The sequence below is a fragment of the Evansella vedderi genome (assembly GCF_030813435.1).
Taxonomy (GTDB): Bacteria; Bacillota; Bacilli; order Bacillales; family Salisediminibacteriaceae; genus Evansella; species Evansella vedderi.
On the sequence record NZ_JAUSUG010000005.1, the window covers coordinates 225,727 to 246,612 of the forward strand.

Below are 20,886 nucleotides of genomic sequence, written 5' to 3' on the forward strand. Positions count from 1 at the left end.
AAATGCCTGCGGTGTTGGTGAACTTCGAGTATAATTCGAACCGAACACCAATTCACTATGGGAGCTCAATATTATAGCACGTACAACAAGCCTTATAATAGTATTTATTTACTATTTTGGAAGTTAGAAATGCTTTTGCGGGCACCCACCTGCTTAAGGGCGGGTTCGTGATATCTGGAAGATAACCGCATCTGCGGGCGACATATTATAGAGGGTGACGCAAAAGGTATTTATACCTTTTGCGTCACCCTCGAAGTATTTGCTTGACCTTCCTAATATTATAAACGCTTACTATTAGGAAGGGTGTCCTGTGGCGGGCGTGGGAAAGGGTGGAGCAAACGCCATTATCATATTTTCCACTAATGGTAGAGGTTCTAAGTTGCAATAACCAATTTGTTTATTAATAATAAAATGTATAAGAGAATAGTTGAAAGGAATTATGAAAATATGACTGAAAAAAAAATTAAACGAAACCATCTACCTGTACGTCTTAATATATTGTTCTTCCTTGTGTTTATATTGTTTTCCGCACTTATTTTAAGGTTAGGTGTTGTACAAATTGTCCAAGGGGAAGAATACCAAGAGCTGCTAGAACGAACCATCAATGTGAGTGTACCAGTTGAGGCGCCAAGGGGCCTCATTTATGATAGATTTGGCAATGTTTTGGTGGACAATAAAAGGCTATTTACAGTAACTTACACAAACCGCAGAACCCCTCAAAGTGAAATGCTGGAAACAGCCCGGAAGCTAAATGAATATATTACGCTAGTACCAAATAGAATTAATGACCGTGATAAAAGAGAGTATTGGAGCCTTTTATTTCCTGAGGAATACGAGGAAAAATTGTCACTAGAAGATGCAAGAGAATTAGAGCTAACGGATAGGGAAGCACATGTAGAACGACTTAATCGAATTACGGAAAGTGAATTAGATTGGTTGACAGAGGAAGATATGGATGTATTTGCCTTATGGCGTGAGTTTAATGCAGGCTTTAATAATTTACCACATAAAGTGATGGTTGATATTACTTACGAAGAAGCGGCACGTATAATGGAAAATTTGGAAGACCTTCCAGGTGTAGATATCATATCAGATTCTGAACGGAAATATCTATATGGCGACACCTTGAGGGGGGTTTTCGGAAGTGTCGGCTCTATTCCCCGTGATGATATTGATTTCTATTTAGCTAATGGTTATGAACGGAATGAAGAGGTTGGTCGTAGTTACTTAGAAGCTCAGTATGAATCGGTTTTAAGGGGGAGAAAAGGGCGACTGGAGAATTTTTTGGATCAAAACGGTAATTTCCTCCAAAATCCAAAAGAACATCAAGGGAGTCGTGGAAATGATCTTATCCTAACGATTGATATGGAGCTACAGCAGCGTGTAGACCAAATTTTAGAGGATCGAGTAAGGGAGTTTGAAAATAGCTTTGTTGGAACTCCTGATGCCTATGTAGTTGTAATGGAACCCCATACAGGTGATATTTTAGCAATGTCAGGTTATGGGAGTGGTATTAACACGGATATTGGGACGTTTACTAGGGCATATGAAATGGGGTCAGCTATGAAAGGGGCAACTGTTCTTGCTGGCTTTGATACAGGAGTAATTGCTCCGTATCAGTCCGTGTTAGATAGAACTTTAAATCTACCTTCTGCTCCATCCATAAGTTCTTGGACGACATTAGGGTATGTAAATCATTTAACAGCACTTGAACGTTCCTCCAATATTTATATGGTCGAAGTAGCGATGAGATTAATTGGTTATATACCAGGTGTTTCGGGAACAGGATGGGGAAATTTAAATCGAGGGTATGAAATACTCCGCTCCTACTATCATCAATTCGGATTAGGGGTCAAAACTGAAATTGATTTACCTAACGAAACGGCAGGAATTCCTGGTGGGAGCAGTCGAGAAGAGCCAGGACGGTTATTATTTCTTTCCTTCGGTCAGTTAGATACGTACACTCCAATGCAATTAGCTCAATACGTATCCACTATTGCTAATGGAGGTTATCGAATTGCACCACGGGTAGTTAAGGAAATTCGTGAACCTGGTAGAGAGCGAGAGGAACTAGGACCAATTTCACAGCAAATGAAACCGAGGGTTTTAAATAAATTAGATGTAAGTGATGAACACCTGGAAGAGGTACAAAGAGGTTTTCGTTTAGTGACTCAAGGTAACAGGGGAACCGCCCGTGAATTCTTTCGAAATAAACCCTATGACGTTGCAGGAAAGACGGGGACAGCACAGGTTACTGTCGATGGTCAGCGTGCAAACAATCAAACGTTTGTTGCGTATGCTCCATTTGATAATCCTGAAGTGGCAATAGCAGTAGTCGTCCCAGGACTTAGAACAACTCAAAGTGGTGTTGCAAACAGAATATCGGCTGATGTTTTAGATGCTTATTTTGATCTGAAAGAAAGAAGAAATGGTCCCATGAATTGGGAGGAAATATATGAGGAATTAGGAGAAGACAGTTAAGAATTAGAAGAAAACGAATAAAAGAAAAAACTTCAAGCTATTATCAGCTTGAAGTTTTTTAATTAAGGAGAAGATAAGGTTTGAGCTACTTCTTGTATAGTCATGTCACTTGTTAGATTAAATTCTCCCATTCTAAGGGCACGTTCTAAACCTGATTCCTGTACATATCTCTCAAATGCTCTGCTGTCAGAGATAATATTTAAATATTCAAGTTGATCGGCAATATTTCTAGTCGTCATGCCTGATTCTATTATAAGAACAGCCTCATAAACTGTTTCAGTTGATTCTTCTTCAGCCTCGGGAGACTCTATCTCTTCCTCTGGGCTTGTTTGTCCATTCTCGACTTCTTCCTCTAGTTCCATCAGTACATTTATTTCTTCCTCTAAATGTGTAATTTCATCCATTAAATTATTATGTTCCTGATTCGTAAGAACAGTATAGTTCTCATTTTCTAATATTTGAAGTGCTTCCTCTGCTGTAATTGCTTCATCAACATAGGAGGATGCTGCAGATCCATGGAAATAGTATACACTTGCAAAGATTGAAGTTGTAACGAAGACTCCCATGGCTGAACCCCGTAAAATATGTTTTACTGACACCGTAATTTCCTGCCTTTCATTTTTTACTTTGCGAGTAACTCTTCCACTTCTATTTCTTGTCTTTTTGTTATAGCTGCTATATCAGATACGGAGTATCCGTCTTCATACATTGATAGTACGTCATCTCTAGTCAAAGGGCCCTCCGAAATATTACTATAATCCTTAAGTTTGTGGTTGCTAGTAATCATATGTTCTTCCTCTAACAATTTTACTTTATTCTGTAATTGATACATTTCCTGCATAAGTTGAATTGACAGATTCTCCAACTGTTTTTCTACGTCTTTTGTACGATCCCGTTGAAACATAGAAAATACGAATAGTATTATTGACAAACTAAATAATCCAAATATTGTCCATTCCATTGTAATTCCTCCGTTTATATTCCTCAATAATATTACTTCATTATTTATAACATAAAAATATTAACCTTCCTATATGACCAAAGTCGGGTCCTTGTCAAAAAACGGCGACATCACGCGGTTTACCCATAATAATTTACAAGAATTACCTTGGATTTTGTAGAAAAAACATGTGATTTTATTTTCAAAAGAAAAAAATGAAATTTTTATGATTTTTTTTTTGTATAAACTCGCCCGTTGGAATGAGTGTGACATATAATGACAAAAATACCTTCTTGTTGTAATGATAGATACTCGATAAGATGGTAATACATACAAACATTCCATTCCATTTTCGGTGTTTTTACATAAAAGAAAGACAAGCTTTTTTGAGAGTTTGTTAATAAATCTAAAGGGAGGTATATCATGTCAGTAGTACCATACTTATCCGTCGATTATAAAAAAGAGTATGCTCTGAAAACGAATAATAAAATAGCGGCTGTATTAGATCCAATGGACTTTAATCATTTTCAAGAAGGGGAAGAACAGAATATTAGTTGGAAGTGGATACATCTTCCCATGAAAACGCAAGGTAAGGAACTAAATAAATTAGTATTACAAAACAATACAAATGACTCCATATATGTTACAGTACTTATTCGATATACTCTGGCAAAAGCTAATGAGGCTCCATTAGTATATTATTCCCCAACTAGAGAAGCCCTTATTGTTCATGATGGATGTGGTTATAGGCTAATTGGGGGGATTAGCGACCAAGGGAATATAGAAAAATACAGTACGATGCAAATTAATATGGAGGACTGGGCAATTGGCTCTCCCCTAAAATATCAACCTTTAACAAAGGAAAGTAAAGGTTGGGGAATGGAACTTAAGTTCCTTATCAAAAAAAAGAGTACTGCTTACCTTTATGAATGGGAATTTCAGAGTCAAAAATTACAGGAATTAGAAGACCTTCATTTGCAATATCAAGAATTGTTGTGTAAGCGAGAAAAAGATCTTTAAACGTTGGAATTTTATTTCTCTTGAATATCTCTGTAATTTTTGCTATTATTTTAAGGTATGAATATTAGGAAGAGATGTGGAGGGAAATAATATGAGAGTACAAGTAACGTTAGCTTGCACAGAAACTGGTGATCGTAACTACATTACCACTAAAAATAAACGTACAAACCCAGACCGTATTGAACTAAAAAAATACAGTCCAAGATTAAAGCGTGTAACTTTACACCGTGAAACAAAATAATACACTATAGAGCGGCATGGAAAATTTATTTTTCACGTCGCTCTTTTATTTTATAGAACTATATTATTGTACCTTAAATAATTAGTGAAACCATTGGTAACTATTAATAGTTAGGGGGAACGAAAATGAACAAGCAAGATTTACGCGACAAGGTAAAAGAGAGGATGGCAACAATTAGTTTAGAGCAGAGGAATAGTAAGACAAGAGAGATTCATAAACAGTTATTTGAAAAGGAAGAATGGAAAATGGGAAAACTGATTGGTACTACCATATCAACAGGAAATGAAATAGATACATACACCATAATTAAACAGGCTTGGAAGGAAGGGAAGGATATTGCTGTACCAAAGTGTATTCCAAAGGAGAAAGAGTTGACTTTTTATAAAATATCCTCATTTGAAGACTTAGAGGTTAGCTATTTCCATTTAAAAGAGCCTATTCCTGAGAGAACCGTTGCTGTAAAGCCAGATGATATTGATTTATTGATCGTTCCAGGGATTGTTTTTGACCGAGGCGGCTACAGGATAGGTTATGGGGGAGGTTACTATGATCGTTTTTTACAAGGAAGAGAATTAAAAACCTGTTCTTTATGTTTTGAGTTTCAGTTAGTGGATGCTGTTCCAAAAGAAAAGCATGATATCCCTGTTAAAATAATTATTACTGAAAATGGGTCTATAGGATAATGATCATTGTCTTAATTTTAGGTATTTTGCTATTAGCGTTTTTTTCTTACAAAGTTGGCGCTTTAACATTAGGAGGAGCTATAACTGCGGTACTAGTAGCTACTATAGTACTTTATGGACTTTCTCTATTCGGGTTATTGTTATTAGCAGCTTTTTTTCTGTCATCAACGTTGATAGGCCGTTTAACTAAGGCGCATTATTCCCAGGAGGAAAATTCTCTAGTGGAAAAGGGAAGTAAACGAGAAGCTTCACAAGTATTGGCTAATGGGGGCTGGGCTGCAGCCTCAGCCTTTTTATATGGTGTCTCAGGGCAAGAACTGTGGTATTGGTGCTATATTGCTACCTTAGCAGCAGCAACGAGCGATACGTGGGCTTCAGAAATTGGCAGGATGAGTAAAAGGAAACCGATTCATGTGTTTTCATTAAGAGAATTGTTTCCTGGACAGTCTGGTGGGATTACTTATATTGGGACAATAGGGGCTTTTGCAGGGAGCATGTTTATTGTATCTATAGCTTGGTTACTACAATTTACATTGGAAGTACCCAATCTATCTATCTCCATTATTCTCGTTCTAATATTAGTGGGATTTTTAGGAAACTGGGTTGATACGATTCTTGGTGCTTGGATTCAAGCATCTTATTATTGTAAGAAATGTGGAAAAGAAACGGAAAAGAGAATTCATTGCAGAGAAAGGCCAATCCTAATTAAAGGTTATTCCTTTGTAAATAATGATATTGTTAATCATAGTTGTACACTAAGTGCTATTGGATTTGTTTGGTTATTTCGTTTGTTTTATTGAAAGGTGGAATCTCTATGTTTTATGATAATAAGACAACGCGTGTTGTAGTGATAGGCACGGGTTTCGTTGGGTCTAGCTATGCTTTTTCGTTAATCAATCAGAATGTAGTTGATGAATTAGTATTGCTTGATTTAAATAAAGCAAAAGCCGAAGGGGATGCAATGGATTTAAATCACGGATTACCTTTTGGTTCTCCAATGAAAATTTGGGCTGGCGCTTATAGTGATTGCGAAGAAGCAGATATTGTAATTATCACTGCCGGGGCAAATCAAAAACCGGGGGAAACTCGACTGAACCTCATTGAAAAAAATGTTAAGATCTTTAAAGGAATTGTGGAAGATGTAATGAATAGTGGTTTTAACGGAATTTTTATTGTTGCTACCAACCCTGTTGATATTCTTTCCTATGCTACTTGGAAATTTTCAGGACTTCCAATGGAAAGGGTAATTGGTTCGGGGACAATTTTAGATACTGCAAGATTTCGCTTTTTATTAAGTGACTTTTTCAATATTGATGTTAGAAATATTCATGCTTATATCATTGGTGAACATGGTGATACAGAGTTGCCAGTTTGGAGTCAAACAAGAATTGGTTCAGAGCTGATTGATCGTTACATACAAAACCATAAACCTGAAACCACTAAAGAAGATCTAGATAACATCTTTACGAATGTACGTGATGCTGCTTACCATATTATTGAGCGTAAGGGGGCAACTCATTATGCTATTGCAATGGGGTTGCAGCGACTAACGAAAGCGATTCTCCGAAATGAGCGATCCATATTAACTGTATCAACTTTGTTACAAGGTGAATTTAGTCTAGATGATCTATATATAGGTGTCCCTGCCATAGTAAATAAAGACGGAATTCAGGAAGTTATTGAAATTGATTTAAATGAGGAAGAGAAAAAACAGTTGGCTCATTCTGCTGATGTATTAAAGAAAGCAATGGATCCAATATTTAAATTAGAACAATAATAAGCAAGTTGAAAACACAATCTGAAGCACATTTTTTCTTATTCTTATTTTGGATAAGATAATGTTTTTTTACTAAAGCTAAGGGTGGAAGGAGGAAGGAATATGCAAAGATTACTATTTATTTTAGGTATTGTTTTTGGGGTGACGAGCTTGTTCAACAATAAATTTCGCCTCTTTAATGCATTTCTGTCCAACAAATGGCTCCGTCGACTTTCTGTAGCTTTGGTAATGAGAATTCCTGCAGTACGAGAAAAAATGATGCATCAAATGCTTCGATAAGAGGAGGGTGTCTCAGAAGGATGTTTTTAACCTTCTAAGACACCCTGTTTTTGCTTTCTGAAAAGTGCTGATGCTTCGTAAATGTTCCTATACTTGTTATAATGTAGATTGGGGTGATTTAAGGAGTGAGATGGAAAGGAATATGCTTTGATTTAGATAATACGTTATTTAGCCATGAGGAAGCATTTAAAAGTGCGATTGAGGATAGCTTTCATACATATATTTTAAGTGTAAAAGGAATAGAAAAAACGATTACTTTTGATCAATTCTTTAAACTTTTCAAGTGGAATAGTGATCGATATTGGAATTTATATGAACAGAAAAAACTAAATGGTACCGAATATCGAAGGAAACGGTTTAATGAAACAATGAAAGAGCTCGGTCTCCCTTTTAGTAATCATATAGCAGACAAGTTTCATGCCCATTACTATGAGGTAGTGGATGACCATAGTAAACCTTATTCTGGATTAAAGGATTTAATGAATTTCTTAACGAATAGACAAGTAAAATTAGGAATTATTACTAACGGTATGATAGATACTCAGTTTGGAAAAGTGGAGAAGTTAGGTGCAAGCAATTGGATTCCCACTGGGAATATCATTGTCTCTGAGGAAGTAGGGGTAGTTAAACCTCAACGTGAAATCTTTCGCCTAATGGAACAACGTATTCAATTACCCCCAAAAGAATTATTGTTTATTGGTGACTCATGGCTGCACGATGTTGCTGGGGCGATAGATGCTGGATGGGAGGCCATTTTTTTAAATACCCGAGGTGAAAATCGAAAGTCAAAGCATGAACCAACAGTAGAGTTACATACGTTAGAAGAAGTGAAAGATTTTTTAATTGATCAACTTGGGGGTGGCTATACTCCATGAATAGACTAGTACTAGAATTACGTTTCTGGGAGGTTGTATATCACCTGGTTAATCGTGAAGGAATGCGGGTTGTTCATATTAGTCAATCTGGTGAGGAAATTTGGCTAGAAGATGATAGACAAGAACCATTTCAGATTATTCGGATTGCACAAAAGGATTTTGACTGGAGTAATCAGATGCGGAGCGACATTGAAAGTGCATTTGAAAGGGGGAAACAAGTTAGGAAACAACTTAATCTCCGCTCTGCAAACGTTATAAATCTAACTCTATCCCTTTATGAACCAGTAGACAGCTATGAAGAACTAATAGACCAAGCTTTGCCATTCACAGCAGGGGGGAAGAATCAGCAACGAACAATCCTAATCCCTATCGGGAAGTTACAAGAGAAATTCTTTCCATTGGCTACGGAGTGGAAGCTAAAGGAGATGCCCCAATTTTTAAGCTATGATCAAATGACAGATCCAGAGGCTGTGATTAATTCGCTCCGTTACTCAGTCCAAAAGGCTTCAGAGAGTCGTGTAGAAAAAGAGAAGCAAGTATTTTTTTATGGAAAACCAATTTTGACTTTTTTATTGTTAGGCATTATATTAATAATTTTTGCAATAGTTGAACGTTTCGGATCCACTACGGATACATTAACATTAATTTCCTTTGGTGCAAAATTTAATCCATTGATTCTTGAAGGAGAATGGTGGCGTTTTTTTAGTGCCATGTTCTTGCACATTGGGATTTTTCATTTATTAATGAATTCTTTAGCTTTGTTTTATTTAGGAAGCGCAGTGGAAAGAATTTATGGAACTTCTAGGTTTTTCTTTATATACTTTTTGGCTGGTTTAGTTGGGTCAGTTGCAAGTTTTTCTTTTAATGAACATGTTTCAGCAGGGGCGAGTGGAGCAATCTTTGGGTGCTTTGGTGCACTTCTGTATTTCGGAGTTATTCACCACAGGCTGTTTTTTAGGACCATGGGAATGAATGTTATCGTTATATTAATGATTAACCTAGGTTTTGGTTTCATGGTTCCGATGGTGGATAATGGGGCGCATATTGGTGGTTTAATTGGCGGATTTGCTGCGTCGGCGATTGTAGGGTTGCCAAATACAAAAAAAGTAAAAAAACGGTTTCTAGCTTTGATACTGACGATAGCAGGTATAGTAGGTCTCCTTCATTATGGTTATTCTCAGGAGGAAACGACACAATCCTATATCGTATACTTACAAATTGGCCAAGAGTATTTGCAAAATAATGAGTTGGAAAATGCTAAACTTTATTTTGGACGGATTATTGATGGCAATCTTGATCTTGCTGAACCGATATTAACGGAAACTTACTTCCTTCTAGCCTATATTCAGGCAACCATGGATAATTTAGATGAAGCTGAAGAACATCTACTATACACAATTGAACGAAACCCCGAGTTCCATGAAGCCCACTATAATTTGTCGCTGGTGTACATGGAACAAAGAAGATATGAGGAAGCGTACGATCAATTACAGGAAGCATTAGCAATAGAGCCAGATGTGACAGAGTACAAACAATTAGAACAGCAGTTACGGTATTTGAAAAATCAATAAAGAAATGTATGGATCAATTCTCCGTGATAATTACGAGTCTTTTATAAGTAGTTCGAGGGTGACTCAAAAGGTTAAAACAACACCTTTTGAGTCACCCTCTAGTGTTTTTAGTTATTTATTGACATCAATATGTTGTAAAATTTGTTGTTTTGTTTGCTCACCTGTTTCATAAAGAATAATAATGTGGTCCCCACCTTCGTGAAGGAGGATAAGGGGTAGCGTATTTCCGATAGGATCATATTCTTTGTCGTTAAAGGTATTGATTCCTAATATATAATGTCTATATAGGGATTCCCATAACTTTCCAATAATATTTGAAGTTTCTTCCATAGTGAAGGTGTATAATGGTTCTGTTTCATATTTTGTTATCTCATTAAAAGGAATTTGCAAATATTCCCCCTGATTAATTTGAAATTCTTCAATAAGACCATCCCAAACATAGGAGAGCTGTTGATCTATGATAGAATCCAATAACTCTTTGCTACGTTGTTCCATCGTTGTATTTGGTTCCTTAAATGTCATAATCGGTGATAAGGGAGAATCGATGATATATAGTATATCAGAGCTCATCGCTCTTTTACTTTTGATTATATCCTCAGGATAATGAATTTCAGCATAATGAAAGGAAATAGCTTCATGTCTGCCGCTGTCCTCTCCTTTAAAAATGGATTTTCCCTTAATTTTATCCTTTGTATTAGAAGTAGTCCACTTTTTATCTACCAGCATCCCATTTTCAAATAATAAGGAGACATCCTGCCTTAAATATACTGGAGTATCAGTTAAAGAGTAATACTGCCATTCTAGGTAATACTCATTTGCGTCCTTTAATTCTAACAACTGAATTTCAGTACCTTGTTCTACAAAAGATACTTGATCATCCTCAGGGAAAAAAATAATGGCTTCTCTCATCTCTGGATTTGTAAACCAACTCCCTAAGGGTGTATAAGAAAACAGCATAAATGCTGTTAATAAAGCACTACAAACGATAATCATCCATTTATTTTTGAACATCATTTTCACCACTCCATCTTTGATCCCTTACAGAATGCTTGTCTATTAGTTTATATGTGCTACTAGACAAAGGTATGCCTTTTCTATCTCTCAAAATGTTTTTTATGAATGGTTTTTCTTCTTAAAGCAAACAATGAGATATGATAAGGGGGATGGCTATGAGTAAAACAATAAAGCGACCAGCATCTAAAGATATTAATACAAATGTATCCTACCTTAAGGATCAGTTAGCTATAGATAAGAATTTTGATTTAATACATATTGACTTGGAGTATTTAGGGGTAAAAATGGCGTTATTTGCAATAGATGCTTTTGCAAAGGATCAAGCAATTACGCAAATTCAAAGGGAGTTAATTAGGGAAAAAGTTGACAGTGATCAAATTAATCTTGTAGAACACCTTACCAAGTCAATAATTCCATATATTGAAGTGGAAACAAATAAAGATTTAGAAGAAGTCATTATTCAAATTCTTGCAGGACAAACAATCCTAGTTGTTGATGGATATGAAGAGATTATTCTTTTAGATACGCGGGAATATCCGGTAAGAGGACCAGAAGAACCGGATACAGAAAAGGTTATTCGAGGCTCCAAGGACGGATTCGTAGAAACGATTGTTTTTAATGCAGGTCTCATTAGAAGGAGAGTTAGGGACCGCTCATTGAGGAATGAATATTTAAGGCTTGGACAGAGGTCCTATACAGATGTATGTATCTCTTATATAGCAGATATTGCAGACCCTAGCCTTGTAGAACATATTAAAACAAGTCTACAAAAAATTAAAACGGATGGACTTCCTATGGGGGATAAGACAATAGAGGAGTTTCTATTCGGTCAACATAGTAATCCCTACCCCCTTGTTCGATATACAGAGCGTCCAGATGTGGCAGCACAGCATTTGTATGAAGGACATGTTTTGGTTGCTGTGGATGGTTCCCCAAGTGTTATAATTACACCTACAACTTTTTGGAGTCATCTACAGCATGCAGAAGAGTATCGGCAGAAACCTGTTGTAGGGACCGCATTAAGGCTTGTTCGCTTTGCAGCTGTGTGGGCTTCTATATTTTTGTTACCACTTTGGTATTTATTCGCCATGAATGAAGATATGCTCCCATATGGGTTATCCTACCTTGGTCCAAATGAAATGGGGCAAGTGCCATTAATTGCACAATTTATAATAGCGGAAGCGGGAATAGAAATGCTACGAATGGCTGCCATTCATACACCGTCTGCACTTGCAACAGCATTAGGATTAGTAGCTGCTATTTTAATTGGGGAAGTGGCAATAGAGGTAGGGTTATTTTCCCATGAGGTTGTGTTGTATTTAGCAGTTTCAGCAATAGGGTCCTTTGCAACCCCTAGCTATGAAATGAGTTTAGCAAATCGAATAATTAGAGTAGTACTATTAATTGCTGTTTCTATATTCCATGTACCAGGTTTTATGATCATATCCCTATGTCTGATTGTATTACTATCCATGATGAAAGCGTATGATACCCCATATTTTTGGCCATTTCTGCCCTTTAACTTTAAAAGCATGCGAGATGTATTGTTTCGAGCACCGATGCCTCTCAAACATAGACGACCAAGAGCCATACATCCCGTTGATCCGGATAAATAGAAGAAGGTGACTTAAAAGGGAATGTTTTTAACCTTTTGAGTCACCCTCGTTTTATTACTCTGAAATATCCTGGTGAAATTCTTTATCTTTAATAAAAATATCTTCAACGTTTGATATACCTGTTTCCACTGCTATAACAATTCCTAGTGGGGTATCACGACCGTCGTTAACAATAGTAAAGGGAATGGAATGTTGATTTGCTGCATGGACATAATTAGAATAAGCGGGATAATTTAAATCTCCGTTAATATATAATCGTATTCCTTTATGTTTTTTCATTATCTCTTGGGCTTCTGAGTAAATCCCTTTCTTTCTTACTTGTTTGTTAGTTAATGCTAAATATACTCTTTCAGAAATAGTGCCTAAAAATAATTTCCGTTCTTCTGGTAATGTTTCTGGAGTTCCATATATTCCCCTCTGTAATATCTCTTCTATTTTTGGCTGTGACATTATATCCCTCGTTTCTTTTTTATAATAGTATAACAATGAAAATTCTTGTCTCCAACCGATTTTCTTGTCCTAATCGTCCATTTCCTTCATAAAATGTAGTGAAAGGGAGGTTTAGTACATGATTTCGTTTCTATTATTTGTTCTGTTTCTTACGGTAGCCGGGTTAGCCATTGGTACTTTAATTGCAGTAAAAGTCTGGTACTCCCTACCTATATTTCTATTTATTATTGCTGCCTTTTGTTTTGGGACCTTTTGGATTGGAGTGCTTTTTGGTGCTGCATTTTTTAGTTGGCTTCCAGTATTCATTACAAAGTTTATTATTATACTTTTTTGTATCGGGTTAGTAATTTACTTTTTTAGACAATTTCATCCTTCATACGGGTATTTTCCTTATCGAGGTTGGATTCATTGGGCATTAATTGCCTTGTTCTTTTTCTTAATTGGTTTGGAATTTGCTTCGATTGGACTATCTGCATGGCTGTTGTTACTATTATTACCAATTTTTTTAGGGGCTGTCTTTGGTGGTACAATTTTAATGGGGAAACTGAAAGTGTTGTATCGTGGAAGTTCCGTTTTTTTATATTTACCGTTAGCTTTATTTGTCTTTCTTGCCATTTTTAAATTATTATAGAAATGAAGTTAGGATTAATGATGAAAAAATGGGTGATAATAATGACTTTCTTTGAGTTACAGCAATTATTAAAGAGATATGGGACAATTATCTATACTGGGGACCGATTAGGAGATATTGAGCTAATGGAGGACGAATTAAAGGAACTTCATAAAATGGGAATGATTGAAGATACATTATTCCGTGATGGGAAATTACTTCTTTTAAAAGAAAAACGCTTATGGGAGAAATGAAATAAATTAATAATATTTTTATCGTTAGACATGGTACAATATGGAGTATAGTTTTAGAAAAGAATGAGGTTGATACATATGGGAAAGTGGTTAGCTGGAATCGATATTGGCGGTACAACTGTTAAATTATCCATTATTAACGAATTGGGTAATATTAAAACAAAGTGGGAGATACCAACAAATGTAACTGAAAGTGGTAAATATATTGTTACTGATATTGCTAGGAGCCTTCTTGAAAAATTAGAAGAGCTAGGGATCGAAAAGGCGGATATTCGAGGTGTCGGAATAGGAGCACCAGGTTTTATTGATGTGGAACGAGGGTTAATATTTGAAGCGGTCAACTTGGGGTGGAAAGACTTTCCATTGAAGGAAGAGATGGAAAAGGAGCTTCAATTACCGACATTTGTTGATAATGATGCTAATATTGCTGCAATTGGTGAGATGTGGAAAGGAGCAGGAGAAGGATCCGTAAACCTCCTATGTGTTACGTTAGGAACGGGGGTTGGTGGTGGAATAATTGCTGGAGGAGAAGTTATTCATGGAGAAAGCGGTATGGCTGGGGAAATTGGTCATATTACATCTGTTATTGAAGGTGGAGCCCCATGTAATTGCGGTAAAAAAGGGTGTTTAGAAACAGTGGCATCTGCAACAGGGATTTCTCGTCTAGGGTTAGAAGCTATTAAAAAAAATCCAACTGGTATTTTACAAAGCATCTATGAAAAAAATGGATCTCTCTCATCAAAAGATGTTTTTGATGCTTTCAAAGAAAATGATCCTCTTGCAGAGGAAGTAGTTAACGAATCATTTAAACATTTGGGCTTTGCTCTTGCAAATTTAGCTAATGCAATTAATCCAAAAACAATTGTTATTGGCGGAGGTGTTTCCAAAGCTGGCGATGTTTTAGTTAATAAGATAATTGGATTTTTTAAAGAATATGCAATTCCAAAAATTGCACAAGAAACTACAATACGTCTTGCAACTTTAGGTAATGATGCAGGTGTTTATGGAGCAGCATGGTTAGCAAAGGAAAGAACAAAATAAGTATTTGGGGGTTGAGGTGTTATCTAAGCCTCAATCTTTTTTCTTCATAAATAATTTTACTCCTTGCGTGAAATCACTTGATTTTTGTGTCATTATAAGAGTAGAATTCCCATTAAATTGTATTAGGTTAGAAGAGGAGTATAGTATGAAACAAAATCGAATTGTAATTTTATTACCTTTATCAGTTATGATTGGTCTATTCCTATTTGGATTTTATATTATAAATCAATCATCATCTGTAACAAATGAAGAATTAGTGAATCATCTTCAAATGGAAATAGAGTTAATTCAAGAGGATGAAAACATCCCTTCTTTACAAACCAACTGGGTTTGGTCAGACTTTCCAAGTGATGGTATAGCAGGGGATGATATTATAGAATTTATTTTTTTAAATGACTCTATGGAAGTGATCCCTTTTTTTCACGTGGATGGATTACTTCAATTAGAACAGTCTAATGAAGTTATCTATGAGGAGAATAATTTTTACCGTACAGACGAAGGTATAGCTTTTCGCTTTCCAAATAAGGTAGAAGATAATCAAATTTACGGACCTCGGGGCAATGCAGTTCTGTACTTTCAAGAGATAGAAGAGAATGTGGCGTATATAGAGGTGAAATATTACCATACATGGGAAGTGTGGGGAATGGAATTGGAAAATGGAAAAGGGATAAATGAAATATTAAACAATAGCGGATTCAAGGAATATTGGGTTGCCAGCAGGTCAACAAATTTCCGATAAAGAGTGGTGTGTATGCTGGTTAGAGGGATGTCTTTTCAAAGGGGAATTATTTTTATTGGGAAGAAAAATGTTGCTTGTTCTTACAATGATAAGGGAAAGCAAATAAATTGGACCAAGCCCTTAAAGGTAGGTACATTTTTAGAACTTAGCAAACTCGTTTTTTTTTCTATGCCCATGTGGTTCCATGGATTATTGTTCATTTTGCTTGCTATGATTATTCTACCTCCATTTCTATCATGGGTTATAGAAGGAATTTCAATAACTGGGTTACCGAGATTTACGCTTTTATTTTTTCTGTTTGGGACCCACTTCTGGTTTCCGGGTGAGCTTAAGAAGTATCATGGTGCAGAGCATAAAGTATTTAGCTATAAAGGAATCATCTCTGTAGTAAATCGAAAGGCAATCAAGAATGCTAAAATTACCAACCGGAATTGTTCCACAAATAGTGTGTTTTTATATTTTCTATTAGTATTTCTGCTTACTTTATGTGGCAATTTGTTAACAGAGTTGTCGTGGTTAGAAGCTGTTGAATATTCAGCTTACATTTCGTTAGGGGTATTACCTTTTGCTGCTTATTGGTTAAATCGGACAAAAGAAACTTTTTTACATCGATGGATTTTGTTAGTAAGCTATTGGCTGCAGAAATATATAACTACATCCGAACCAGACAGTATTAACTTAAATACAGCCATTCGATCTTATCGACAATTGGCCTTAAAGGAATTTCCATATAGAGTACGTACGATTCAAAAAAGAAAGGAGAGAAAATTATTGGCTATCGCAGACGTTACAATAATACCTATCGGAACAGAAACAACAAGTGTTTCGGATGTTGTTGTAGAAATACACAGAATTCTAAAAGAATCAGATAAGGATATATTCTTTGAACTTACACCAATGAGTACCCTTATTGAGGGGGAACTACCTGTTTTATTAGAGGTAATTAAGGAGATTCATGAAGTTCCATTTAAGTTAGGCCATAAACGAGTTGCTACGAATATTCGAATTGATGACCGCAGGGATCGGACCACATCAATGTCAGGGAAATTAAATACTGTAAATATTAAACTGGCAGCAGATGACAAGAAAAAAGAGGAAGAGGAAGAAAATTAACTAGTTTAAGAATAATAAAAAGGAACGGGATTTCTCATCCCGTTCCTTTTTGCATTTATTAACCTACAGTGCCTCCACTGCTAGTAAAGATGATGGAATAAAGGGTCATAATTGAAAACCACCCAAAAACTAAGACCGTAATTGTAGCATAACCAACTGCAAAAAAGTTTTTGCGTTTCAATTCGCGGAAAAGACCAATTGTTGCTAAAATGCTAATTAATAGGGTAATAATACCTAATTCCATTTTTTATCCTCCTTCAACCTATGTACTATGTTTCATTTACTTGTTAGTTACATTTAATAATCAACATCAATTTAAAGAAGCTACAATTATTATGTGTAGAAATTACAGTTTATATTTTACTGTTTTTTTATATGTTTGTCGAGAGAAAGCTTTATTATTTTTGCTTGCAGTAATGAATTCGTAGTAGAATATAGAAACACAAATAATAGGAGGGGATAAAATGAAATGGAAACAACTTCCTTTAGGTCCATTACAAACGAATGGATATATTTTATATAACGATAATGGTTCAGGTGTGATTATAGATCCGGGTGGAAATGATAAACAATTATTAAGTTGGCTTAAAGAGAAGGATATAACGATCTTGGCTATTCTTTTAACTCATGCCCATTTTGACCATATTGGTGCCGTGGATACTGTTAGGACCACATTTAATGCACCTGTCTATCTACATAAGAAAGAAGCACATTGGCTAACCGATCCACAACTAAATGGGTCCGGTCTTTTTCAAGGGATAGAGCCAATAAGTACAAAGAAAGCTGATCACCTTATATCTGCAGAGGGGCCATTAGAAATTGGGGGAATAGAATTTCAAATCTTTGAAACCCCTGGTCATTCACCGGGGAGTGTTTCTTTTTATCTTCCGGAAGAATCTATAGTATTTTCTGGTGATGTTTTATTTAGAGGTGGAGTAGGCAGGACCGATTTACCTGGAGGGGATGAGGATACATTAATTAATTCCATCCATAATAAAATGCTGTCCCTTCCAGATGAAACTATAGTAGCAAATGGCCACGGTCCACTTACAACTATTGGGGAAGAGAAAGAGACTAACCCCTTTATAAATGGTTTTGGCTGGTAAATAGAAAAGCGTAAGAAACTGAAGAATGAATCCTCCTTATTTTGGCAATGTTAATGGTAAAATATTGGAGGGTTCGTTTTATGAGTGTAGAAACTGTTGTATTAATTCTTCTATCGATTAGCTTTATTAGCTCATGTGGGATGCTTTATTTATGGTATAAACTGTCTAAAGAGGATAAAGAATTTACGAATGAGAATTCTCAATTGATGTACATGGATGAAGAGGATGACTTCGATGTATAAAAAATTGACCTCCTATGGGGACATAGAAGGTCGTTTGGGGAGTTAATCAAGTATCAATGAACTTTGAGGGGGGAGGGGGAACTCCCGAAGATCATTGTTCTACTGACAAGTTTATTATAAAGGGACATTAACACTATGTCAACAGTGTTAAACTGTTTTTTAGGTGACAACAGGATTAAATAAAAAGAGTAAATATTAGGGAGTAAAGAGAAAAGTATAATGGGAGAGTTATATATGGATGCGATTAAGCTTAGGAAAAAGTTAGAGAGGCGTTCAGCAGCGCCATGGAGCTATTCGGATTTTATGGAATATGCTTTATACGACGATGAATTTGGCTATTACTCAAGAGAGAGTATTAAATTAGGAAAAGAGGGGGACTTTTACACTAGTAACCATGTTCACCCGGTATTTCAACAAACCTTTGCAAGATTTTTTACAGATACGTTAGTAAAAGAAGAGCTTACGCCGTTAATTTGTGAGCAAGGGGCAGGAGATGGCCGGTTTGCTAGGAATGTTGTGGAATACATAAAAAATACGGACGAAGAGCTTTATAGCCATTTAAATTACATCATAATTGAAACTAGTGCTTTTCATCGTAAAAGAATAAAAGAGGTTATCGCTCCTTTTGAAGGAAAGGTAAGTATTTTTTCAAGCTTGGATGAAGCAAGGGATGTTTATCCTGTTTTTGAAGGTATAATATTTTCGAATGAACTAATAGACGCTTTTCCTGTTCATGTTGTGGAAAAGAAAAATGACGCATTGATGGAAGTAAAGGTAAAATGGGGGAAGGATGAATTTATTGAAGAAGTTGTTCAAAATGAAAATAGTGAATTGGAAAACTGGCTGAATAATTACGGGCCCAAACTTCCTGAAGGTCATCGTTTAGAGATTTGTTTACCTATGAGAGAATGGCTAAGGTATATGGGAGAATGGCTGCAAAAGGGTTTAATTGTCACTGTTGACTATGGCTACTCCAATGAAGAGTTAGTTGAGGAAGTGCGACGAGAAGGGTCACTCCGAGGATATTATAAGCATGAAATGATACGAAGCCCTTTAAAATATCCTGGAGAAATGGATATAACAGCACATGTGCAATGGGATGCGTTTAGAATGATCGGAAAAGAAATGAATTTGTCTGAAATTTTTCATGATAGGCAAGACATATTTTTATTAAAGGCCGGTCTATTCACTTTTCTTAAAAAAGTGACTGATTTAAATCCATTCTCTGAGAACTTCAAACAAAATCGGGCAATACAATCTTTGGTACACCCAGGTGGAATAAGTTCTACCTTCCATGTAAACATTCAAGGAAAAGAATTGGATAAGACGGATGAATACGGTATTTTCACTGAAGACCCCTATCAAACAGAAAAATATAAATAGAAACAACAAATAAACTTAGAAACAAAGTTTACGAAATACAGCCAAAATATAAGAGGCCATCCTGTTGGGATAGCCTCTTATGATTTCTTTTAGAAAGAATTAATGTCCACCAATTCCAGGTACTAATATAAATGTGGAATAGTAAGTAAATCCAACAAAGAAAAGAGTTAAGTATGCTCCGAAAATATAGATGTATGCTCTTTCAGATAGCTTTAAATAGCTTAGTGCTAAAAATGCACCTGTTTGTCCGAAGAACAATATCGCCATTTCAGGCATGTTACCGGCCATAAATAATACGGCAAAAATTCCAGTCCAGAAGCTTAAAACACGGAACATGCGATCCAAGACGTTTCCCTCCTTTATGTAACTGTACGTTTTAAATATTATGTGAACAATAAGCTCACTTTATTATAAAACTAATACAGTTGTTTGTAAAATATAAATGTATAATTTACTTATGTTTATTCGTCTCAAATATAGACTACTCAGGCAGTTTTGCTAAAAAAATTTAGGTTTAGGAGAAATAATATTGCTCGGATACGCTACAGGCAGGCGCTTTCGGCTTCTCCAATCTAAAAAAAAAAATTAAACTTAAGAAAAAACAACCCAATATTAAGCTTGGGGTAGGGAGACAGTTGTATAGGTGCAAGCCAGTTCTTGCTTTTGAAACATAGTTGATTCCTCTTTTAATTCCATATTTTCAAAAAAGTATCTAAAAATTCCGTTTATAAGGGCATGATGCATTTTACAAATAGCTGTAGAATTCTTCGCTAGCTCCTTGTACGTGCAATTATAAATTCTAAACACTACTTCGTTTTTTTCATCATCATAATGGATTTCCGGATTTAGTCCTTGATTAAGGGCAATTTTTTCTATGAATTTCACCTTTTCTTTAGAGCTCAAACCATTAATGTTTCTATCTAATGAGCCTACAAATGCTTTGGCTGATTCATAGCCGAATTTTCTTCCAGTCTCTTCAAGGGCAGCTTCTCCAATTTCTCCTAAGGATGCCAATGTCTGTATAGCGATTTCAGATAGACGTTGGTAATCACGATAAGGAAATTGGAGGCTTACTACCTCATCGGATAAATAATAAAATCGACTCGGTCTACCACCCTTACCAGTTTTCTTCGTATCCGAAACAAGCATATTAACATCCTCAAGCTTTGTTAAATGAAGTCGTGCTACATTAGCATGAATCTTAAACGTATCTGCAATTTCCTGTACTGTAACGTCTCCATGTTGACGTGCCACATATTGATAAATGGAAAAGCGCGTAGGGTCTGATAATACACCAGTAATTTTAAGGGTTTGTTGTTCCATCACGATCCACTCCTAATATAAGCTAACTTTATTATATTATAGTGAACATAAGAAATAAATGTATTTTCCAATATTTATAAGTGCTTTAACTGATAAATTCACAATTTGTTCACGAACCCGGTCCCGTA

25 protein-coding genes, 1 other RNA gene and 1 pseudogene are annotated in these 20,886 nt (G+C 35.8%); 20 read left to right on the top strand and 7 right to left on the bottom strand.

Annotated elements, in window-relative coordinates; all coding sequences use genetic code 11:
- Window positions 1–204: non-coding RNA, 6S RNA (ssrS, locus tag J2S74_RS08685), on the top strand.
- Between the two features lie 243 nt (window positions 205–447).
- Window positions 448–2,481, top strand: a complete 2,034-nt coding sequence (locus J2S74_RS08690; RefSeq protein WP_307324312.1) for a penicillin-binding transpeptidase domain-containing protein — start codon at window positions 448–450, stop codon at window positions 2,479–2,481.
- Between the two features lie 62 nt (window positions 2,482–2,543).
- Here J2S74_RS08690 and J2S74_RS08695 read toward each other — a convergent pair whose 3' ends face one another.
- Both J2S74_RS08695 and J2S74_RS08700 read right to left on the bottom strand, forming a co-directional pair.
- Window positions 2,544–3,080: a hypothetical protein gene (locus J2S74_RS08695; RefSeq protein ID WP_307324316.1), complete on the bottom strand. Its 537-nt coding sequence runs from the start codon at window positions 3,078–3,080 to the stop codon at window positions 2,544–2,546.
- Window positions 3,081–3,103: 23 nt separating this feature from the next.
- Window positions 3,104–3,442, bottom strand: a complete 339-nt coding sequence (locus J2S74_RS08700; RefSeq protein WP_307324319.1) for a hypothetical protein — start codon at window positions 3,440–3,442, stop codon at window positions 3,104–3,106.
- 402 nt (window positions 3,443–3,844) lie between these two features.
- Between J2S74_RS08700 and J2S74_RS08705 the strand changes: the two genes are divergently transcribed.
- The 8 genes from J2S74_RS08705 (at window position 3,845) to J2S74_RS08740 (ending at window position 9,867) form a co-directional block, all read left to right on the top strand.
- Complete coding sequence (locus J2S74_RS08705; RefSeq protein ID WP_307324321.1) at window positions 3,845–4,441, top strand: hypothetical protein; 597 nt, start codon at window positions 3,845–3,847, stop codon at window positions 4,439–4,441.
- A 91-nt stretch (window positions 4,442–4,532) separates the two neighbouring features.
- On the top strand, window positions 4,533–4,682 hold the full coding sequence (rpmG, locus tag J2S74_RS08710; protein ID WP_307324323.1) for a 50S ribosomal protein L33: 150 nt from the start codon (window positions 4,533–4,535) through the stop codon (window positions 4,680–4,682).
- Between the two features lie 125 nt (window positions 4,683–4,807).
- The gene (locus J2S74_RS08715) at window positions 4,808–5,365 is read left to right on the top strand and encodes a 5-formyltetrahydrofolate cyclo-ligase (protein ID WP_307324325.1); all 558 of its coding nucleotides are present in this window, start codon (window positions 4,808–4,810) and stop codon (window positions 5,363–5,365) included.
- Window positions 5,365–6,165 (top strand): DUF92 domain-containing protein, encoded by an 801-nt coding sequence (locus J2S74_RS08720; RefSeq protein ID WP_307324327.1) that lies wholly within the window; start codon window positions 5,365–5,367, stop codon window positions 6,163–6,165. Before J2S74_RS08715 ends, J2S74_RS08720 begins: the two co-directional genes overlap by 1 nt.
- 14 nt (window positions 6,166–6,179) lie before the next feature.
- Window positions 6,180–7,142 carry an L-lactate dehydrogenase gene (locus J2S74_RS08725; RefSeq protein ID WP_307324330.1) on the top strand — a complete coding sequence of 321 codons (963 nt, stop codon included), beginning with the start codon at window positions 6,180–6,182 and terminating at the stop codon, window positions 7,140–7,142.
- 102 nt (window positions 7,143–7,244) lie between these two features.
- The gene (gene yqgO, locus J2S74_RS08730) at window positions 7,245–7,421 is read left to right on the top strand and encodes a protein YqgO (protein ID WP_307324331.1); all 177 of its coding nucleotides are present in this window, start codon (window positions 7,245–7,247) and stop codon (window positions 7,419–7,421) included.
- A gap of 125 nt (window positions 7,422–7,546) precedes the next feature.
- Window positions 7,547–8,296 carry an HAD family hydrolase gene (locus tag J2S74_RS08735; protein ID WP_307324332.1) on the top strand — a complete coding sequence of 250 codons (750 nt, stop codon included), beginning with the start codon at window positions 7,547–7,549 and terminating at the stop codon, window positions 8,294–8,296.
- Window positions 8,293–9,867 (top strand): rhomboid family intramembrane serine protease, encoded by a 1,575-nt coding sequence (locus tag J2S74_RS08740; protein WP_307324334.1) that lies wholly within the window; start codon window positions 8,293–8,295, stop codon window positions 9,865–9,867. Before J2S74_RS08735 ends, J2S74_RS08740 begins: the two co-directional genes overlap by 4 nt.
- Before the next feature lie 111 nt (window positions 9,868–9,978).
- On the opposite strand, the gene J2S74_RS08745 is transcribed toward J2S74_RS08740, so the two are convergent.
- On the bottom strand, window positions 9,979–10,881 hold the full coding sequence (locus tag J2S74_RS08745) for a hypothetical protein (RefSeq protein ID WP_307324336.1): 903 nt from the start codon (window positions 10,879–10,881) through the stop codon (window positions 9,979–9,981).
- Between the two features lie 155 nt (window positions 10,882–11,036).
- Here J2S74_RS08745 and J2S74_RS08750 point away from each other — a divergent pair, with 155 nt between their 5' ends.
- Window positions 11,037–12,497 (top strand): spore germination protein, encoded by a 1,461-nt coding sequence (locus tag J2S74_RS08750; RefSeq protein WP_370875990.1) that lies wholly within the window; start codon window positions 11,037–11,039, stop codon window positions 12,495–12,497.
- 54 nt (window positions 12,498–12,551) lie between these two features.
- Here the strand turns inward: J2S74_RS08750 and J2S74_RS08755 are convergent, their stop codons facing one another.
- Window positions 12,552–12,947, bottom strand: coding sequence for a YueI family protein (locus J2S74_RS08755; RefSeq protein WP_307324339.1), 396 nt, complete (start codon window positions 12,945–12,947; stop codon window positions 12,552–12,554).
- 118 nt (window positions 12,948–13,065) lie between these two features.
- Here J2S74_RS08755 and J2S74_RS08760 point away from each other — a divergent pair, with 118 nt between their 5' ends.
- From J2S74_RS08760 to J2S74_RS08785, 6 genes and pseudogenes are all read left to right on the top strand, one after another.
- A complete protein-coding gene (locus tag J2S74_RS08760; protein WP_307324341.1) occupies window positions 13,066–13,578 on the top strand; it encodes a hypothetical protein in 513 nt (170 codons plus the stop codon).
- Window positions 13,579–13,598: 20 nt separating this feature from the next.
- Complete coding sequence (locus tag J2S74_RS08765; RefSeq protein ID WP_307324343.1) at window positions 13,599–13,811, top strand: YqgQ family protein; 213 nt, start codon at window positions 13,599–13,601, stop codon at window positions 13,809–13,811.
- A gap of 78 nt (window positions 13,812–13,889) precedes the next feature.
- A complete protein-coding gene (locus tag J2S74_RS08770; protein WP_307324346.1) occupies window positions 13,890–14,852 on the top strand; it encodes an ROK family glucokinase in 963 nt (320 codons plus the stop codon).
- 145 nt (window positions 14,853–14,997) lie between these two features.
- Window positions 14,998–15,591 (top strand): hypothetical protein, encoded by a 594-nt coding sequence (locus J2S74_RS08775; RefSeq protein WP_307324348.1) that lies wholly within the window; start codon window positions 14,998–15,000, stop codon window positions 15,589–15,591.
- Between the two features lie 27 nt (window positions 15,592–15,618).
- A pseudogene (locus J2S74_RS08780) lies at window positions 15,619–16,290 on the top strand (DUF1385 domain-containing protein); the annotation flags it as partial.
- A gap of 72 nt (window positions 16,291–16,362) precedes the next feature.
- On the top strand, window positions 16,363–16,704 hold the full coding sequence (locus J2S74_RS08785) for an MTH1187 family thiamine-binding protein (RefSeq protein ID WP_307324392.1): 342 nt from the start codon (window positions 16,363–16,365) through the stop codon (window positions 16,702–16,704).
- 58 nt (window positions 16,705–16,762) lie between these two features.
- On the opposite strand, the gene J2S74_RS08790 is transcribed toward J2S74_RS08785, so the two are convergent.
- The gene (locus J2S74_RS08790) at window positions 16,763–16,948 is read right to left on the bottom strand and encodes a DUF2759 domain-containing protein (protein ID WP_307324350.1); all 186 of its coding nucleotides are present in this window, start codon (window positions 16,946–16,948) and stop codon (window positions 16,763–16,765) included.
- Window positions 16,949–17,168: 220 nt separating this feature from the next.
- Here J2S74_RS08790 and J2S74_RS08795 point away from each other — a divergent pair, with 220 nt between their 5' ends.
- From J2S74_RS08795 to J2S74_RS08805, 3 genes are all read left to right on the top strand, one after another.
- Complete coding sequence (locus J2S74_RS08795) at window positions 17,169–17,810, top strand: MBL fold metallo-hydrolase (protein WP_307324353.1); 642 nt, start codon at window positions 17,169–17,171, stop codon at window positions 17,808–17,810.
- Between the two features lie 80 nt (window positions 17,811–17,890).
- The gene (locus J2S74_RS08800) at window positions 17,891–18,052 is read left to right on the top strand and encodes a hypothetical protein (protein ID WP_307324356.1); all 162 of its coding nucleotides are present in this window, start codon (window positions 17,891–17,893) and stop codon (window positions 18,050–18,052) included.
- 234 nt (window positions 18,053–18,286) lie between these two features.
- Window positions 18,287–19,435, top strand: a complete 1,149-nt coding sequence (locus tag J2S74_RS08805; protein ID WP_307324359.1) for a class I SAM-dependent methyltransferase — start codon at window positions 18,287–18,289, stop codon at window positions 19,433–19,435.
- 99 nt (window positions 19,436–19,534) lie between these two features.
- On the opposite strand, the gene J2S74_RS08810 is transcribed toward J2S74_RS08805, so the two are convergent.
- Both J2S74_RS08810 and J2S74_RS08815 read right to left on the bottom strand, forming a co-directional pair.
- Entirely contained in the window at window positions 19,535–19,780 is a 246-nt protein-coding gene (locus tag J2S74_RS08810; protein ID WP_307324360.1) for a DUF2626 domain-containing protein, read from the bottom strand.
- 267 nt (window positions 19,781–20,047) lie between these two features.
- Window positions 20,048–20,758 carry a helix-turn-helix transcriptional regulator gene (locus tag J2S74_RS08815; protein ID WP_307324363.1) on the bottom strand — a complete coding sequence of 237 codons (711 nt, stop codon included), beginning with the start codon at window positions 20,756–20,758 and terminating at the stop codon, window positions 20,048–20,050.
- Between the last annotated feature and the right edge of the window lie 128 nt (window positions 20,759–20,886).

Excerpts from the sequence above, each read along its gene's own strand:
- J2S74_RS08690 (WP_307324312.1), top strand. The coding sequence starts at position 448 with ATGACTGAAAAAAAAATTAAACGAAACCATCTACCTGTACGTCTTAAT.
- J2S74_RS08700 (WP_307324319.1), bottom strand. The coding sequence starts at position 3,442 with ATGGAATGGACAATATTTGGATTATTTAGTTTGTCAATAATACTATTC.
- J2S74_RS08705 (WP_307324321.1), top strand. The coding sequence starts at position 3,845 with ATGTCAGTAGTACCATACTTATCCGTCGATTATAAAAAAGAGTATGCT.
- rpmG (WP_307324323.1), top strand. The coding sequence starts at position 4,533 with ATGAGAGTACAAGTAACGTTAGCTTGCACAGAAACTGGTGATCGTAAC.
- J2S74_RS08715 (WP_307324325.1), top strand. The coding sequence starts at position 4,808 with ATGAACAAGCAAGATTTACGCGACAAGGTAAAAGAGAGGATGGCAACA.
- J2S74_RS08720 (WP_307324327.1), top strand. The coding sequence starts at position 5,365 with ATGATCATTGTCTTAATTTTAGGTATTTTGCTATTAGCGTTTTTTTCT.
- J2S74_RS08725 (WP_307324330.1), top strand. The coding sequence starts at position 6,180 with ATGTTTTATGATAATAAGACAACGCGTGTTGTAGTGATAGGCACGGGT.
- yqgO (WP_307324331.1), top strand. The coding sequence starts at position 7,245 with ATGCAAAGATTACTATTTATTTTAGGTATTGTTTTTGGGGTGACGAGC.
- J2S74_RS08740 (WP_307324334.1), top strand. The coding sequence starts at position 8,293 with ATGAATAGACTAGTACTAGAATTACGTTTCTGGGAGGTTGTATATCAC.
- J2S74_RS08745 (WP_307324336.1), bottom strand. The coding sequence starts at position 10,881 with ATGATGTTCAAAAATAAATGGATGATTATCGTTTGTAGTGCTTTATTA.
- J2S74_RS08750 (WP_370875990.1), top strand. The coding sequence starts at position 11,037 with ATGAGTAAAACAATAAAGCGACCAGCATCTAAAGATATTAATACAAAT.
- J2S74_RS08755 (WP_307324339.1), bottom strand. The coding sequence starts at position 12,947 with ATGTCACAGCCAAAAATAGAAGAGATATTACAGAGGGGAATATATGGA.
- J2S74_RS08760 (WP_307324341.1), top strand. The coding sequence starts at position 13,066 with ATGATTTCGTTTCTATTATTTGTTCTGTTTCTTACGGTAGCCGGGTTA.
- J2S74_RS08765 (WP_307324343.1), top strand. The coding sequence starts at position 13,599 with ATGAAAAAATGGGTGATAATAATGACTTTCTTTGAGTTACAGCAATTA.
- J2S74_RS08770 (WP_307324346.1), top strand. The coding sequence starts at position 13,890 with ATGGGAAAGTGGTTAGCTGGAATCGATATTGGCGGTACAACTGTTAAA.
- J2S74_RS08775 (WP_307324348.1), top strand. The coding sequence starts at position 14,998 with ATGAAACAAAATCGAATTGTAATTTTATTACCTTTATCAGTTATGATT.
- J2S74_RS08790 (WP_307324350.1), bottom strand. The coding sequence starts at position 16,948 with ATGGAATTAGGTATTATTACCCTATTAATTAGCATTTTAGCAACAATT.
- J2S74_RS08795 (WP_307324353.1), top strand. The coding sequence starts at position 17,169 with ATGAAATGGAAACAACTTCCTTTAGGTCCATTACAAACGAATGGATAT.
- J2S74_RS08800 (WP_307324356.1), top strand. The coding sequence starts at position 17,891 with ATGAGTGTAGAAACTGTTGTATTAATTCTTCTATCGATTAGCTTTATT.
- J2S74_RS08805 (WP_307324359.1), top strand. The coding sequence starts at position 18,287 with ATGGATGCGATTAAGCTTAGGAAAAAGTTAGAGAGGCGTTCAGCAGCG.
- J2S74_RS08815 (WP_307324363.1), bottom strand. The coding sequence starts at position 20,758 with ATGGAACAACAAACCCTTAAAATTACTGGTGTATTATCAGACCCTACG.